Genomic DNA, 15,011 nt, shown 5'->3' with positions numbered 1-15,011 from the left:
GTAAGCGGCAGCCATTCATTCAAACAGATGAGAGCGCTCGTCATGGCTTCCGATCCGATCGTCATCCTCTCCTATGCCCGCACGCCGATGGGCAGCTTCCAGGGCAGCCTTTCGGGCGCCGGTGCGACCGATCTCGGCGCAGCGGCGGTCGGCGCGGCCGTCGAACGCGCGGGCGTGGCGGGCGATGCGATCGAGCGCATCTACATGGGCTGCGTGCTTCCCGCCGGGCTGGGCCAGGCGCCGGCGCGTCAGGCGGCGCTCAAGGCCGGGCTGCCTCAGTCGGTCGAGGCGACGACGGTCAACAAGATGTGCGGCTCGGGGATGCAGGCGACGATCCTCGCCGCCGACGCGCTGGCTGCCGGATCGGTCGACCTGCTGATCGCGGGCGGGATGGAGAGCATGACCAACGCGCCCTATCTGCTCACCAAGCATCGCGGCGGCGCGCGCATCGGCCATGATCGCGTGCTCGACCATATGTATCTCGACGGGCTCGAGGATGCCTATGAGCCGGGCCGGCTGATGGGCAGCTTCGCCGAGGAGACGGCGGCCGAATATCAGTTCACGCGCGCGCAGCAGGACGATTTTGCGATCGCTTCGCTCGAACGCGCGCAAAAAGCGCAGACGTCGGGCGCGTTCGAGCGCGAGATCGTCGCGGTCGAGGTGGCCGGGCGCAAGGGATCGACCACCGTCGCGCAGGACGAACAGCCGCTGAAGGGCGATCCGGCCAAGATCCCCACGCTGAAGCCCGCCTTCGCCAAGGACGGGACGATCACCGCCGCTAACGCCTCATCGATTTCCGACGGCGCGGCGGCGCTGGTGCTGACGCGCCAGAGCATTGCCGACAGGCTGGGCGTGAAGCCCGTGGCGCGGATCGTGAGCCATGCGGCGCACGCCCATGCCCCGGCGCGCTTCACCACCGCGCCCGTCGACGCGATGCGCAAGGCGCTGGCCAAGGCAGGCTGGGACAAGGGCGATGTCGACCTGTTCGAAGTGAACGAGGCGTTCGCCGTGGTCGCGATGATCGCGATGCGCGACCTTGGCCTCGCTCATTCGGTGGTCAATGTGAACGGCGGCGCCTGCGCGCTTGGCCACCCGATCGGCGCGAGCGGCGCGCGCATCCTTGCCACGCTGCTGAGCGCGCTGGAGACGCGCGGCGGCAAGCGCGGGCTCGCCTCGCTGTGCATCGGCGGCGGCGAAGCGACGGCGGTTGCCGTCGAGCTGATGAATTAAGCGGGATTTGGGACTCACCCCGTTCGCTTCGAGCGTCGTCGAGAAGCCTCGGCGCAGGCGTGTCTCGACTGCGCTCGACACGAACGGGACCCCTGAAAGCGCGGCTAGCGCACGTCCTCGCCCGGTCCCACGCCCCAGATGTGGGCGATCTCGATATAGCCGCGGCGGCCGCCGGCATCGAACAGGCACCAGCCATTCGCGCAGTCGCTGATCCGGCCGACCACGCCCGGTTCGACGCGCCAGACGATCTTCGACGACGGATCGGGCAGCGCGCGCATCGGGCGGACCTCGCCCGTCACGATCGCGGTGCGTTCGTCGCTGAGCAGGGCGGCGAGCATCCAGCCGGTAGCGCCGTCTGGATCCTGGACCTTGCGCCAGCTGGGATAGACCTCGATCACCTTCACCGGCAGGTTGCGGCGCGTATAGACCCAGTTCGACGGGAAGTTGCGGCCCGGCCCGGTGCGCATCCGCGCTTCGCCCGCCGCGATCGACGCCCAGTAGGGCGGCGCTTTCTGCGCCTCCGCCTGCTGAGCGCAGAAGATCGCGATCGCAATCGCGGCGGCCCCTGCCCGCTTGAACGTCATCATCATTCCTTCCCTGTCGCGCATCCCTGTTGCCAAAGGCGGCGTGCGGCATCAAGCCGCCGCTTGACGCGGCAAGACGCGCGTCCGATAGCCGCGCCATGGCCGAAGCCGACCGCCCCGCCCGCCCGAAAGTCGTCGTAACCCGATCATTGCCTTCGGCGATCGAAGCGCGGATGAGCGATCTGTTCGACGTCACGCTCAACTATTGCGACGACGCGATGAGCGAGGCGGCGCTCGCCAAGGCGATGGCCGAGGCCGACGTGCTCGTCCCCACCGTCACCGACGACATCGACGCCAGGCTGATCAAGCATGCCGGCCCCAGGCTGAAGCTGATCGCGAGCTTCGGCGTCGGCACCGATCATATCGACCTGAAGGCGGCGCGCGCCCACGGGATCATCGTCACCAATACGCCGGGCGTGCTGACCGACGACACCGCCGACATGGCGATGGCGCTGATCCTGTCCGCCCCGCGCCGGCTGGCCGAGGGCGAAGCGCTGGCGCGATCGGGCGCCTGGCTGGGCTGGAGCCCGACATCGATGCTCGGCCACCGCGTGACGGGCAAGAAGCTGGGCATATTGGGCATGGGCCGGATCGGGCAGGCCGTCGCCATGCGCGCGCGCGGCTTCGGCATGCCCATCCACTATCACAACCGCCACCGTCTGCCCGAGGTGGTCGAGAAGGCCGTGGGGGCGACTTGGTGGGGCGACCTCGACGAGATGCTGACAGAGATCGACATACTGTCGATCAACTGCCCGCATACGCCCGAGACGCATCATATCATCGACGCCGAGCGGCTCGCCCTGCTCGGCCCCCGCGCCTATCTGATCAACGTCGCGCGCGGCGAGATCGTCGACGAGGAGGCGCTGGTCGACGCGCTGCGCGAGCGCACGATCGCGGGCGCCGGGCTCGACGTCTATGCGGACGAACCGCATATCTCGCCGGCGCTGGTCTCGCTCGAGAATGTCGTGCTGCTGCCGCACATGGGATCGGCGACGATCGAGGGACGCGAGGCGGCGGGCGCCAAGGTGATCGCGAACATCAAGGCGTGGGCCGACGGGCATCGCCCGCCCGATCAGGTGCTCGAAGGCTGGGCCTGAACCCCGGCGCCGCTCAAACGGCGAGCGCGGCGCGATCGGGCTTCAGCCGGCCCGCCAGAATCCGGGCCTTCATCGCGTCCCAGTCCGCCAGACCCCATGTCGCGGGATCCGCGGGCGCCAATATCTGATCGCCGTCGAGGCTGTCCTTGATGCTGACGATCTCGGGCTCGCAGAAGCGATTGTCGCGCGTTGAATAGAAGGCGCAGGCACGCAGCCGGGCATTGCGCCTCGTCGTGCCGAGCACGACGCCGAGCCGGTTGCTCCGCAGTTTCACGAGCATGCCCACGGGGAAAATGCCGATGCTGCGCATGAAAGCGAACAGCAGCTCGGGGTCGAAATGCCCTTCCCAGCTCCACATCGCGCCAACGGCCTCAGCAGGAGACCAGGCCCCCTTATAGGGCCGATCCGAGGTCAGCGCATCATAGACGTCGCAGATCGCGCCCAATCGCGCGGCCAGGCTGATCTCGCCGTGCGTGAGGCCGTGAGGATAACCACGACCATCGATCTTCTCGTGGTGATGAAGGCAGACATCCAGCGCCATCGGGGCCATGTCGGCCACGCGCGCGAGCAGCTCGTGACCCTGCCTCGGGTGGTTTTTCACGATCTCGAACTCTGCGGCGGTCAGCTGACCTTCCTTGTTCAGCACCGGTTCGGGCACGCTCATCTTGCCGATATCGTGCAACAGGCCCGCCAGCCCGAGATCGCGCGCGGTCTCCGCATCGAGGCCGAGCTGGCGCGCGACATTGACCATCAGCGTGCAGACGGCGACCGAATGGAGATAGGTATATTCGTCCTTGTTCTTCAGCCGGATCACGTTGAGCAGGGCATTGAGGTTGTTGGCGACCGACTGGCTGATGTCGTCGACGATCGAGGCGACCTCGGCCACATGGGGGGCACGCCCGAGGCGCGCGGCGTTGAATACGCCGATCATCGCGCGCTTCGAGCGGTCGACAAGATGCTGCGCCTGCCTGCGTTCCTGGGCGCGTTTCGAGCGCTGCAGATCATCACGCGCGTTGTTCCAGCCCGGGGCGAGCGCCCGACGCATGAGCGCGGGCGCGCGCGGCGCGGCGATTTCGCCCGCGTCCGCGCGCCTTGCGGGCGCGCTCCCCAGCTTGTCGTTTATGAGGACGTAGGGCACGCCGGAGTCGCGCATCTTCGCGACGTCCTTCTCCGTCTCGACCAGGAACCGCGCGCGCCAATAAGGGTGCTGAAGCCACGAACCGCCGAAGCCGCAAACATACATGCCGACCTCAACCTGATCGCGCTGAATACGACGAATCATCGGCCGCCAATCCCATGCCCCGTACCGCCGCGCCTTCAGTCCGACGCGACACGTCGTCTCCGAGCACTAGTGCGCAGGCGTTAAGCTATGCTTAGGGCAGGAGCGGGAAATGCGCCGACCGGTCCGGCCGTTCAGGCCAGCCGCGCGACGAGGCTGGCAAGTCCCGCCACGATCACCGCAGCTCCCACCGCCAGCTGCGCGGGGCGGACAAGGCGTTCGATGCCGATGAGGGTCCGATCGTCGATAAAGGTGATGAGCTTTGCCATAGGCTGAAAATAGGAAAGGATGTTAAATCACACAATCGATTGATCTGATTAAGTCTGGGCGATTTTATCGATCAATAACGACCCCCGCTTGCTCGCTGCGGCACGACGGCCTAACGGGGCCGCGTCATCTGGGGAGTAGCCGACCGCGGTTTCCGCGGCATCCCGTCGTCAACATGCTCGGTCGAGAGACCGTGGTGGCGGGGAACGGATCACCGTTCGGGCAAGACCACTGGCGCCTGACTTCCGCCTCGCCGGGCGGGAGGTCCGGTGCTTTTGGTTCGCAATGCCGCCCGGCCGGAGATCGACATGGACGCCCTGATTACCTCTACCGCAGTCGTCGCGCTGGCCGAGATCGGCGACAAGACGCAGCTGCTCGCCATCCTGCTCGCCACGCGCTTCAAGCGGCCATGGCCTATCGTTGCGGGCATCTTCGTCGCGACGCTGGCCAATCACTTCCTTGCGGCGCTGGTCGGCGCGGAAGCGGCTTCGCTGTTCAGCGGCACATGGTTTCGCTATCTCGTCGCCATCTCCTTCATCGCCATGGCGATCTGGACGCTGATCCCCGACAAGATCGACGATCTCGAGCAGAAGCCGGCGCGTTTCGGGGCCTTCGTCACGACGATCATCGCCTTCTTCCTCGTCGAGATGGGCGACAAGACGCAGATCGCGACCGTCGCGCTGGCCGCGCGCTATCATGAAGTGCTGCCAGTGATGGCTGGCACGACGATCGGCATGATGATCGCCAACGTGCCGGCGGTGTTCATGGGCGATGCGCTGATCAAGCGCGTGCCGCTGGCCGTGGTGCGCTATATCGCGGCGGCGCTGATGCTGGCGATCGGCCTGTGGCTGCTGGCGGCGACGGCGGGCTGGATCGGGTAGGATGCCTTCTCGTTCAGCCCGAACGATGCCATTTTCGGGGGTCAGCGCAGCTTCGCGAGCCATTCCGCGATCATAAGGCGACCGGCAGCGACCGCGCCGGGGCCGTGGCGCTCATGCCTGTCGTGCATGTCCTCGGGCGTCTTGCCGGCCATCGCGATATAGTCGCGGCCATTTTCGACCCAGGCGGCGAAGCGTTCGTCCTCGCCCATTTCGGCATGACACTGGAGCGCCAGGATGCGGTTGCCGCGCCGGAAGGCCTGGTGGGGGTAGAGTTGCGACGAGGCGAGCAGCTCCGCGCCTTCGGGGAGATCGAAGGTGTCGCCATGCCAGTGGAGCACGGGCACGTCGCGCAGGTGGCGGAGCGGCGATCCCGCGCCTGCGTTCGACAGCGAAACCGGGCCGAAGCCGACTTCCTTGACCGGGCCGGGATAGACGCGCGCGCCCATCGCCGCCGCGATCATCTGGCTGCCGAGGCAGACGCCGAGCGTCGGCCCGTCGGCATCGATGCGGGCGCGGACCTTTTCGACCTGATCGAGTATCCAGGGATGCTCGTCGGTCTCGTACACGCCCATCGGGCCGCCCATCATGACGAGCAGATCGGGCGTGCGCAGATCGATATGCGCGAAGATCGGATCGGAAACATCGACCCGGTCTATGGCGTAGCCCGCCGCCTCGATCGGCTGGCGAAAGCCCGCCACGCCTTCATAGGGAACGTGGCGGACGATCAGCGCGCGCTTCAAATCGATCAGTCCCCGGTCAGGATGCGGTCCACAAGCTGCTTCACCGACGGAACGAAGCCGTTGGAATAAAAGGGATCGCGCTTGAAATTATAGGCGCCATGGCCGGCGAACATCAGATTGTCCTCCGTCGGGCCGCCATGGGCGATGTCCTGCAGCGTCTTCTGGATGCAGAAGCTGCGCGGGTCGGCGAGACGGCCTGTCGAGTTGGTCTCGTTATCCGCCCAGGACGAGAAAGCGCATTGGCTGAGGCAGCCCATGCAATCCGCCTGATCCTTGCGGATCACGTCGCGCTCATCGGGCGTGACGAAGACCAGCGTGTTGTCGGGCGTCTTGAGCGCGGTGGTGAAGCCATGGGCATCCCATTCACGGGCGCGCAGCAGATCGTTCCGCGTCACCCAGAAGTTGCGGCCCTTGACGCCGACGTCGAGCTGGAACTGGTGATCGCCCGCAGCCTCGCCCGAAAAGGCAATCTGGCGATCCGAGCGCGCTTCCAGATTGCGGAGGAAGGGATTGCGGACGGCCGACGAATAGAAGCCGGTCGGCGAGAAGCGGTGGAGGAGGACTTCGCCTTCCTCGATCTCCATCAGCCTGGTCTTCCATGCCTCGGGGATGGGGCTTTCCCGCGTCAGCAACGGACGGGTGCCGAACTGGAAGGCGATCTGGCCCAGCTCGGGATTGTCGATCCAGTCGTTCCAGTCGCGCAGATACCAGACGCCGCCGGCCATCACGATCGGCACACTATCGGGAATCCCGCCTTCGCGCATCGTATCGCGCAGCGCCTTGACGCGGGGATAGGGATCCTCGGGCTTCAGCGGATCCTCGGCATTGCTGAGGCCGTTATGGCCGCCGGCCAGCCAGGGATCCTCATAGACCACCGCTGCCAGCCATTCCGACGCCTTGGAATAGGCACGCTTCCACAGCGCGCGGAAGGCCCGGCCCGAGCTGACGATCGGCAGGTAATTGACGTTGTACGAAGCCGCGATCTCGCTGAGCTTGTACGGCATGCCCGCGCCGCAGGTGACGCCCGCGACGAGGCCCTTGGTGCGTTCGAGCACGCCGTGGAGCACGCGCTGCGCGCCGCCCATTTCCCACAGCACGTTGATGTTGATCGCGCCCTTGCCGCCGGCGAGATCGAAGGCACGCTTCACCTGCTCGACCGCGCCATCGATCGCATATTGGATCAACTCTTCATGGCGTTCGCGCCGGGTGCGCGCGTTATAGACCTGCGGGATGATCTTGCCGGTCGGATCATAGCTGTCGGCGTTGACCGCCGAAACCGTCCCGATGCCGCCTGCCGCCGCCCATGCGCCCGAACTCATATGGTTCGAGACTGCGACGCCCTTGCCTCCCTCGATCAACGGCCAGACTTCACGGCCGCCATAAAGGATCGGCTTCAAACCCTTGAACATTCCTGCTCCCGACATGCGCCCGCACCCCCGCGCGGGCAAAATCCCGCCCGATATAGCAGGGCCGCGCGCGAAATGGCGTAAAATATTCTCGCCCTACCCCAGGATGCCGCGCCGGCCCGCAGCGTCGGCATAGAGCGCGGCATAGGCGGCGATCATCCCGCGCTCGTCGAAGCGCGCCACGGCAGCCGCGCGATTGGCGGCACCGATCTCAAGGCGTGATGCGGGGTTGTCCATCAGCGCGGCAAGCGCGCGCGCCAGGGCTGCCTCGTCACCGGGTTCAACGACGTAGGGGCGATTGGATGGCGCGAGCATGGCCGCGACGTCGCCGACATCGGTCGCCGCAACGGGCAGCCCGGCCGCCATCGCCTCGGCCAGCGCGATCGGCGCCTGTTCGCTGAGCGAGGAGAGCGCGAAGAGATCGAAGTGGCCGAAGTGGCGCGCGGGATCGGCGATGAAGCCCGTGAGATGGACGCGGTCGGCAACGCCGAGCCTGCGGGCTTCGGCCTCGATCGCGGCGCGATCGGGGCCTTCGCCGATGATGACGAGATCGGCATCGCGCGCAGAGGCGGCGAAGGCGCGGACGAGGCCAGTGAGGTTCTTGACCGGGCGGAGGCCGGCGACGGTGCCGATGACGGGGACGCCCGGCCGGCGCGTGAAGCCGGGGATCGGCTCGGCGGCGGCGCGACCGAGCGGCACGCCATTGTCGATCCGCGCGATGCGGGCTTCGGGCTGGCGCCATATGTCGCGGGCGATGTGTTCGAGCCGACGCGAAGGCACGACCAGCTTTTGCGCACCCGGCAAGGCGATGCGGCGGTAGAGATTGCGGCGGGTCTTGAGCGCCGTTGCCTCGTCGGCGTTGAAACCGTCTTCATGGTGGATGAGCGGCGGGCCGCCGAACAGTCGACGCGCCATCACGCCGTCGATCGCGCCCCAATTGTAGCTGAGGACGAGGTCGAACCCGGCCATGAAGCGTGCGAGCGCCCCGAGACGGCGGATCGAGGGCGAGCCGGTGAGCGGCGGCGCATCTTCGGGGAAGGAAACGGCGACGCCCGGCGCGATGGCCTCGCGCGCGCCAAGCTGCTCCGGGACGCCGCTGACGATGCCGTGGACGGCGCGATCGCCGAAGGCGTTCATCAGCCGCACGGCGCGCGCTTCCTTGCCGCCGAGCGCGAAGCTGGAATGGAGATGGAGGATTCGGAGCGGCTCCACGAGCGCGAGGCTAGAGGCCGAAGCGCGCCTTGGGAATATGAGTGATCCGGCAGGCGAGATCGGCTTCGCCCGAAGCGACGATGAAATGATCGCCGGCGTCGACGATCCCCGTCGTGAACACGACATCCTCGAGATAGACGAGGTCGCGCATCGGCTGGGTCAGCGCCGGGTCGGGCTCGAGCAGAGGCCCCTCGCCCGCCGCGATGACGATCGAGGGATCGTCGCGGTCGAGCAGCGTCCAGTAGGTGCGGTAGATGCCGACGATGCCCCTGGGCTCGACGCCGTGCCAGAGGGTGAGCCAGCCCTTTTCGGTCAGGACAGGCGGCGCGCCGCCACCCATGCGCGCGGTCGCGACCGTGCCCGAATGAGGGCGGAGGCCCGGTCGCTCGTCGGGCTTCCAGTGGAGCGCATCAGGCGAGGTCGCGAGATTGATCGAGGGGCCGGCGCGCCATTCACTGCCCGGGGGATAGGCGAAGTAGAGATCGCCGAGCGGGCGCGTCTGGGCCGTGTAGGCGCTGCCGACCAGCCCCTCGAAGATCAGCATGTCCTTGTTCTGGTGATCGAGGACGATGCCTTCGAGCTTCCAGTCCCGCGCGTCGGCAGAGCTGTAGAGGATGGTCGAATGGCGTTCGGGGCTGACGGCGCAGGCGGTCATCAGCCAGCGGTCGCCGACGCGGCTGATCCGCGCGTCCTCGATCCCGTAGCATTGCCATGAAGCCGCGGGCGTGATCGCGCGGTCATAATGGACTGCCTCGACATGGCGGCCGTCGGGCGAAAGTTCGACGGGAAGCAGCCAGGAGAGCGAGGTGAGTGCCATCACCTTCCAGCCGCCGCCCGAGAGCATGAACTTGCGCGGGTCGCTGGTGTCGGCTTGTTCGAGTGGCCAGGCGTCGAGATGATAGTCGCCGCCATCCCAGCGGATCGCATGGACATGATCGTCTTGGATCGGGTGGCGCAACGCCTCGGCAACGCGGACCATGAGGAGGAGGTTGCCGCCGGGCAGCCGGGTCAGCCCCGGATTGAAGGCGCCGAGCACATAGGTCTCGGCATCGATGCGCCCGGCGAGCGGCGAGCGGGCGAGATCGACGTCGCGCGGATCGAAGATGATGCGGTCGTGGGGAAAGCGGCTCATGACCGGATCAATCCTGCTGGGTTGTCAGGGTTCCATCGCGATTCTGGTGAGGAGACGATCGATCGCGGCGACGGATTCGGGCTCGTCGAGGGTCGGCGGATGACCGACATCGGGGATCGTTACGGACTCGGCACGCGGGAGGCGCGCGGCCATCCTGACGAGGGTCGCGGCGCCCAGCACGTCGGACAGCGCGCCACGGAGCAACAGCCCCGGCACATCGGCAAGGCGATCGAGCGTCGGCCACAGGTCGATCGCGCCCTCGCCGCCCGGCGCGCGCAGCGGATCGGCGATCTTCTGGTCATAATCGAGGACGATGCGCCCGGCGCTGTTCACGCGGTAGAGGCGCTTGGCCATGCGCAGCCAGTCCTCAAGCCCATAGCGGGGATAGATGCCGGCATTGGCCTCGGCCACCGCCCGCGCGGCGTGGAGCCAGGTCGGGAAGCTGCCGCCGCGCCCGACGCTGGTCCTGATCCGCGCGAGGCCGGCGGATTCGAGTTCGGGACCGACATCGTTGAGCAGGAAGCCGGCGATACGCTCGCGCGCGGTGCCGGCAAGCATCATCGTCACCAGTCCGCCGAGCGACGTGCCGAAGGCGACGAAGCTGTCGATCGCCAGCTCCGCGAGCAAAGCCTCGACATCCTGCACGTAGACGAGCGGGGCATAGGTCATCGGATCCTTGGCATAGGCGCTGTCGCCGCGCCCGCGCAGATCGAGCGCGAGCACGCGCCATTCGCCCGAAATCCGTTCGGCCAGCGCCTCATGATCGCGCGCGTTGCGCGTGAGGCCGGCCATGCAGATCACCGGAGGCTTGTCGCTGCGCCCCGGATAGTCGCGATAGTGCAGGCGCAGCCCGTCCTTCGACCACCAGTAACCGTCGACGAAATCGGCCATGCTTGCGTCCCTTGCCAAGGCACCCCCATATCACCGCATGCCCCCCGCCCCGCAAGCATATCGCCCCGATACCGCAATCCTTTCACTCGGCGAGACGATCGCGACGCCGGTCGAGCCCGCGCGCTTCCCCGCGCCGACGCTGCGCTATCGCAACGACCGCGCGGCCGCCGAAGTGGGTCTGGACGGGCTGAGCGACGCCGAATGGATTGCGCATTTCGCCCGTTTCGAGCCGCTCGACGGCAATCTCGCGCAGCCGCTCGCGCTCAAATATCACGGCCACCAGTTCCGATCCTACAATCCCGAGATCGGCGACGGGCGCGGCTTCCTGTTCGCGCAACTGCGCGACCGGCGGGGCCGGCTGATGGACCTTGGCACCAAGGGATCGGGGCGGACGCCCTACAGCCGCTTCGGCGACGGGCGGCTGACGCTGAAAGGCGGCGTGCGCGAGATACTCGCGACCGAGATGCTCGAGGCGCTGGGCGTCGAGACATCGCGCAGCTTCTCGCTGATCGAGACGGGCGAGCAGCTCGAGCGCAACGACGAGCCCTCGCCGACGCGCGCTGCGGTGCTGGTGCGCTTCAGCCACGGCCATATCCGCATCGGCAGCTTCCAGCGGCTTGCCTATGAGCGCGACGAGGAAGGGCTGAAGCGGCTGACCGATTATGCGCTCGCCACCTATTTCAGCGAGGAGCCGGGCGACGACGCCCCTGCCCGGCTGCTCGGCCATGTCGTGCAGCGCACGGCGCGGCTGGCGGCAAGCTACATGGCTGCGGGCTTCGTTCACGGCGTGCTCAACAGCGACAATATCAACATCACGGGCGAGAGTTTCGACTACGGACCGTGGCGGTTCGCGCCGAGCTTCGATCCCGGTTTCACCGCCGCCTATTTCGACCAGCAGGGCCTCTATGCCTTCGGGCGGCAGGCCGAGGCGATCCAGTGGGACGTGATGCAGCTTGCCATATCGCTGCGCCTGATCAGCGAAAGCGATCCGCTGGTCGCGGCGCTGGAGGCCTTTCCCGCCGCCTATCGCGCGGCGCTGGCCGAGCGCTTCTGCTGGCGCCTTGGCGTCAGACAGCGCGGCGCGGACGAGGATATCGCACTGATCCAGGCGATGGAGCAGGCATTGATCGACAGCCAGGTGGAGCTGGATCGCTTCTTCTTCGACTGGTCGGGCGGATCGCCGCGTCCGTCGCCAGCCAGCGAAACCTATGCCTCGACTGCCTTCGCGCCCTTCCGTCAGGCGATCGCAGCCTATGAGCCGGCGCGCACGATCGACCATGGCTATTGGTCGGGCGAGCCCTGCTCGATGCTGATCGACGAAGTCGAAGCGATCTGGGACAGGATCGCGCAAGAGGATGACTGGTCGCCGCTCCACGCCAAGGTTAAGGCAATACGCGCGATGGGTGAGGCGTTGACCCCGAAACATTGACCCCGACCGGCAAATGATGCTGGGAACGGGACGAGAGGCAAATTGGTAAACCGGATGTCCACCGAAATCATTTCGACCGAGCCCGCGACCGGCGCAGAATTGTGGCGCGGCGCGATCAGCGACGTCGATGCCGAGGTCGCGATCGCGCGCGACGCCTGGGCAGGCTGGGCCTCTCGCCCTTTGTCCTTCCGCACCGAGACGCTGCGCCGCTTCGCCAATGTCGTGCGCGGACGGCAGGAAGCGCTGGCCGACCTGATCGCGCGCGAGACGGGCAAGCCGTTGTGGGAAGCGCGGACCGAAGTCGATGCGGTGATCAACAAGGTCGATATCTCGGTGAGCGCCTATGCCGAGCGGACCGCGCAGCGCAGGCTGGAAGGCGCGATGGGCGCGCGCAACGCGCTGCGCCACAAGCCGCACGGCGTGCTGGGCGTGCTCGGCCCCTATAATTTCCCCGCGCACCTGCCTAACGGGCATATCATCCCCGCGCTGCTGGCCGGCAATGCCGTGGTGTTCAAGCCTTCGGAAAAGACGCCGGCGACGGGCGCGATGCTGGTCGACTGCTATCATGCCGCAGGCGTGCCGGCAGAGGTGGTGCGCCTCGTCATCGGCGGCGCGGACGAAGGCAAGGCGCTGGCCGCGCATGACGGGATCGACGGACTGCTGTTCACCGGATCGGCGCGCACGGGGATCGCGCTCAACCGCCTCTATGCCGATACGCCGGGCAAGATGCTCGCGCTCGAAATGGGCGGCAACAACCCGCTGGTTGTCTGGGACGCGCCCGACATCGCGTCCGCAGCCGTAATCGCCGTCCAGTCGGCCTTCATGACCGCCGGGCAGCGCTGCACCGCCGCGCGCCGGCTGATCGTGCAGGAGGGAAGACATGAAGCGCTGGTCGACGAGATCATCCGCCTCGTCGATCGCCTGATCGTCGGCGAGCCGCACAGCGACCCGGCGCCGTTCCTTGGCCCGGTGATCGACAACCAGGCCGCCGACCATCTCTCCGAAGCCTTTCTCGACCTGATGATGAAGGGCGGCAAGCCGATCAAGCATCTCGAACGCCCCGTCGAGGGCCGGCCCTTCGTCAAGCCGGCGATCATCGACGTCACGGGCGTCGCCGACCGGCCCGACGAGGAGATGTTCGGCCCGATCCTGCAGATCATCCGCGTCCCCGACTTCGAGGCCGCGATCGCCGAGGCGAACGATACGCGCTATGGGCTGAGCGCCGCACTGGTCGGCGGGACGCCGCAGCTTTACGACCAGTTCTGGGCCAATATCCGCGCCGGCATCGTCAACTGGAACAAGCCGACCAACGGCGCATCGTCCGCCGCGCCCTTCGGCGGGATCGGGCTGAGCGGCAATCATCGGCCGAGCGCCTATTATGCTGCGGATTATTGCGCCTACCCCGTCGCATCGGCCGAAGCCGAGCAGCCGCGCGCGACGCTGGGGATCGGATTGCGCGACGCCTGATCGGTCATTGCGATAGTCCGTCATTGCGAGCGTAGCGAAGCAATCCAGAACGATGTTCAACGCCGGACTGGATTGCTTCGCTACGCTCGCAATGACGGAGAATGTTTTCCGTTCGGGTTGAGCCTGTCGAAGCCCGAACGGCGGGAGGGTGACGCCGGTGGCGGTGCATAAATCTCTTCTTATCTGGTCGAGAAAAGCAGAACTAGCCGCCCGTCAAACAAATCGCTTTTGTGCTTTGCCGCGAGGCGTATCATCTGCCGCGCCATGACTGGTCATGTTTTTCTTGTCGGCGCCGGCCCCGGCGACCCCGATCTGTTGACGCTTCGCGCTGCCCGGCTGCTCGCCGAGGCCGATCTCGTCGTGCATGACGGGCTTGTCGATCCGCGTATCCTTGCGCTGACCGACGCCCGGCTGGTTTCCTGCGCCAAGGCGCGCAGCCGCCACACGATGAAGCAGGAAGCGATCAACGACCTGATCGTGGCCGAGGCGCTGGCGGGCAAGCGCGTGGTTCGCCTGAAGGGCGGCGATCCCTTCATCTTCGGGCGCGGCGGCGAGGAAGTCGACGCATGCCGGGAGGCCGGCGTGCCCGTCGACGTCGTGCCGGGTATTTCAGCCGCGATCGGCTGCGCGGCGCAAGCGCTGCTCCCCCTCACCCACCGCGAGGCGGCGAGCGCGGTGAGCTTCGTCGCCGGCCAGTGCAAGGGGCTGAGCGAGCAGGACTGGTCCGGCCTTGCCGGGCGCGGGCGCACCCTCGTCATCTACATGGGCGTGACCAATGCCGGCGCGATCGCCGACAAGCTGATGATGGAGGGCGTTTCGCCCGACATGCCGGTGGCGGTGCTGGAGAAGGGCGGCCGCCCCGATTTCCGCGCGATCCGGACGCTGCTTGCCGATCTGGGCGGGATGGTGGCGCGCGAAGGCGTGGCGAGCCCGGCGGTGATCGTCGTCGGCGAAGTCGCCGCACGCGCGGAGGCCGAGGACAGGCTGCAGGGCTTTGCCGCGCAGGCGGAGGCGCTGGCATGAAGCTGCTGACCGGAAACGACCTGAAGACGGGCGCGGTGACCTGGTGGACCGGCTATGACTGGTCCGCGCATGTCGAGGATGCGATCGACGTCGGCGATCAGGGCGAGCCCATCCTCGCGCGCGAAGTCGCTCTGCGCCGGGTCAACGTCCCCTACATCATCGACGCCGAGGCGACGCCCGAAGGCCCCCGCCCCGCGCATATCAAGGACCGCATCCGCGCGCTCGGCCCCACCGTGCGCCCGGACCTGACTCTCAAGCCCGCCGACCCCAAGGCCGGCGACTGGGTGATCTGATGTCCGGGGTCTCCACCTATCCGTTCGTGTCGAGCCTAGTCGAGACACGCCGCGCGGGCACCAAGCGTCCCTCGACCGCC

At 67.2% G+C, this 15,011-nt stretch carries 14 protein-coding genes and 1 pseudogene; 7 read left to right on the top strand and 8 right to left on the bottom strand.

The window, feature by feature from the left end:
- Positions 1-42 precede the first annotated feature (42 nt).
- Positions 43-1,230 (top strand): acetyl-CoA C-acyltransferase, encoded by a 1,188-nt coding sequence (locus AC3WT0_RS00355; protein ID WP_492750534.1) that lies wholly within the window; start codon positions 43-45, stop codon positions 1,228-1,230.
- Positions 1,231-1,334: 104 nt separating this feature from the next.
- On the opposite strand, the gene AC3WT0_RS00350 is transcribed toward AC3WT0_RS00355, so the two are convergent.
- The gene (locus tag AC3WT0_RS00350) at positions 1,335-1,817 is read right to left on the bottom strand and encodes an SH3 domain-containing protein (protein ID WP_492750533.1); all 483 of its coding nucleotides are present in this window, start codon (positions 1,815-1,817) and stop codon (positions 1,335-1,337) included.
- Positions 1,818-1,912: 95 nt separating this feature from the next.
- On the opposite strand from AC3WT0_RS00350, the gene AC3WT0_RS00345 reads away from it, so the two are divergent.
- Positions 1,913-2,911, top strand: coding sequence for a 2-hydroxyacid dehydrogenase (locus AC3WT0_RS00345; protein WP_492750530.1), 999 nt, complete (start codon positions 1,913-1,915; stop codon positions 2,909-2,911).
- Between the two features lie 13 nt (positions 2,912-2,924).
- Here AC3WT0_RS00345 and AC3WT0_RS00340 read toward each other — a convergent pair whose 3' ends face one another.
- Both AC3WT0_RS00340 and AC3WT0_RS00335 read right to left on the bottom strand, forming a co-directional pair.
- Positions 2,925-4,193, bottom strand: a complete 1,269-nt coding sequence (locus tag AC3WT0_RS00340; protein WP_492750528.1) for an HD-GYP domain-containing protein — start codon at positions 4,191-4,193, stop codon at positions 2,925-2,927.
- A 131-nt stretch (positions 4,194-4,324) separates the two neighbouring features.
- Positions 4,325-4,459 (bottom strand): hypothetical protein, encoded by a 135-nt coding sequence (locus tag AC3WT0_RS00335; protein WP_492750527.1) that lies wholly within the window; start codon positions 4,457-4,459, stop codon positions 4,325-4,327.
- A gap of 306 nt (positions 4,460-4,765) precedes the next feature.
- Here AC3WT0_RS00335 and AC3WT0_RS00330 point away from each other — a divergent pair, with 306 nt between their 5' ends.
- A complete protein-coding gene (locus tag AC3WT0_RS00330; protein ID WP_492750526.1) occupies positions 4,766-5,338 on the top strand; it encodes a TMEM165/GDT1 family protein in 573 nt (190 codons plus the stop codon).
- 41 nt (positions 5,339-5,379) lie between these two features.
- Here the strand turns inward: AC3WT0_RS00330 and AC3WT0_RS00325 are convergent, their stop codons facing one another.
- From AC3WT0_RS00325 to AC3WT0_RS00305, 5 genes are all read right to left on the bottom strand, one after another.
- Entirely contained in the window at positions 5,380-6,078 is a 699-nt protein-coding gene (locus tag AC3WT0_RS00325) for a glutamine amidotransferase (protein ID WP_492750524.1), read from the bottom strand.
- Positions 6,079-6,083: 5 nt separating this feature from the next.
- Complete coding sequence (locus AC3WT0_RS00320; RefSeq protein WP_492750523.1) at positions 6,084-7,487, bottom strand: NAD(P)H-dependent flavin oxidoreductase; 1,404 nt, start codon at positions 7,485-7,487, stop codon at positions 6,084-6,086.
- A 93-nt stretch (positions 7,488-7,580) separates the two neighbouring features.
- Complete coding sequence (locus AC3WT0_RS00315) at positions 7,581-8,696, bottom strand: glycosyltransferase (protein ID WP_492750522.1); 1,116 nt, start codon at positions 8,694-8,696, stop codon at positions 7,581-7,583.
- A gap of 10 nt (positions 8,697-8,706) precedes the next feature.
- Positions 8,707-9,828 (bottom strand): glycoside hydrolase family 130 protein, encoded by a 1,122-nt coding sequence (locus tag AC3WT0_RS00310; protein ID WP_492750521.1) that lies wholly within the window; start codon positions 9,826-9,828, stop codon positions 8,707-8,709.
- A 24-nt stretch (positions 9,829-9,852) separates the two neighbouring features.
- Entirely contained in the window at positions 9,853-10,719 is an 867-nt protein-coding gene (locus AC3WT0_RS00305; RefSeq protein ID WP_492750519.1) for an alpha/beta fold hydrolase, read from the bottom strand.
- Positions 10,720-10,756: 37 nt separating this feature from the next.
- Between AC3WT0_RS00305 and AC3WT0_RS00300 the strand changes: the two genes are divergently transcribed.
- From AC3WT0_RS00300 to AC3WT0_RS00285, 4 genes and pseudogenes are all read left to right on the top strand, one after another.
- The gene (locus tag AC3WT0_RS00300; protein ID WP_492751173.1) at positions 10,757-12,148 is read left to right on the top strand and encodes a protein adenylyltransferase SelO; all 1,392 of its coding nucleotides are present in this window, start codon (positions 10,757-10,759) and stop codon (positions 12,146-12,148) included.
- Positions 12,149-13,615, top strand: a pseudogene (astD, locus tag AC3WT0_RS00295) (succinylglutamate-semialdehyde dehydrogenase); the annotation flags it as partial.
- Positions 13,616-13,879: 264 nt separating this feature from the next.
- A complete protein-coding gene (gene cobA, locus AC3WT0_RS00290) occupies positions 13,880-14,638 on the top strand; it encodes a uroporphyrinogen-III C-methyltransferase (protein WP_492750517.1) in 759 nt (252 codons plus the stop codon).
- A complete protein-coding gene (locus AC3WT0_RS00285; protein ID WP_492750516.1) occupies positions 14,635-14,931 on the top strand; it encodes a DUF2849 domain-containing protein in 297 nt (98 codons plus the stop codon). The genes cobA and AC3WT0_RS00285 overlap by 4 nt, the downstream gene beginning before the upstream one ends.
- The last annotated feature ends 80 nt before the right edge of the window (positions 14,932-15,011 follow it).

Source organism: Sphingomonas sp. EU05-FHT14C10, from assembly GCF_058790595.1.
Note: the sequence above shows the minus strand (reverse complement) of the source record. Positions and strands in the feature narration are given on the sequence as shown.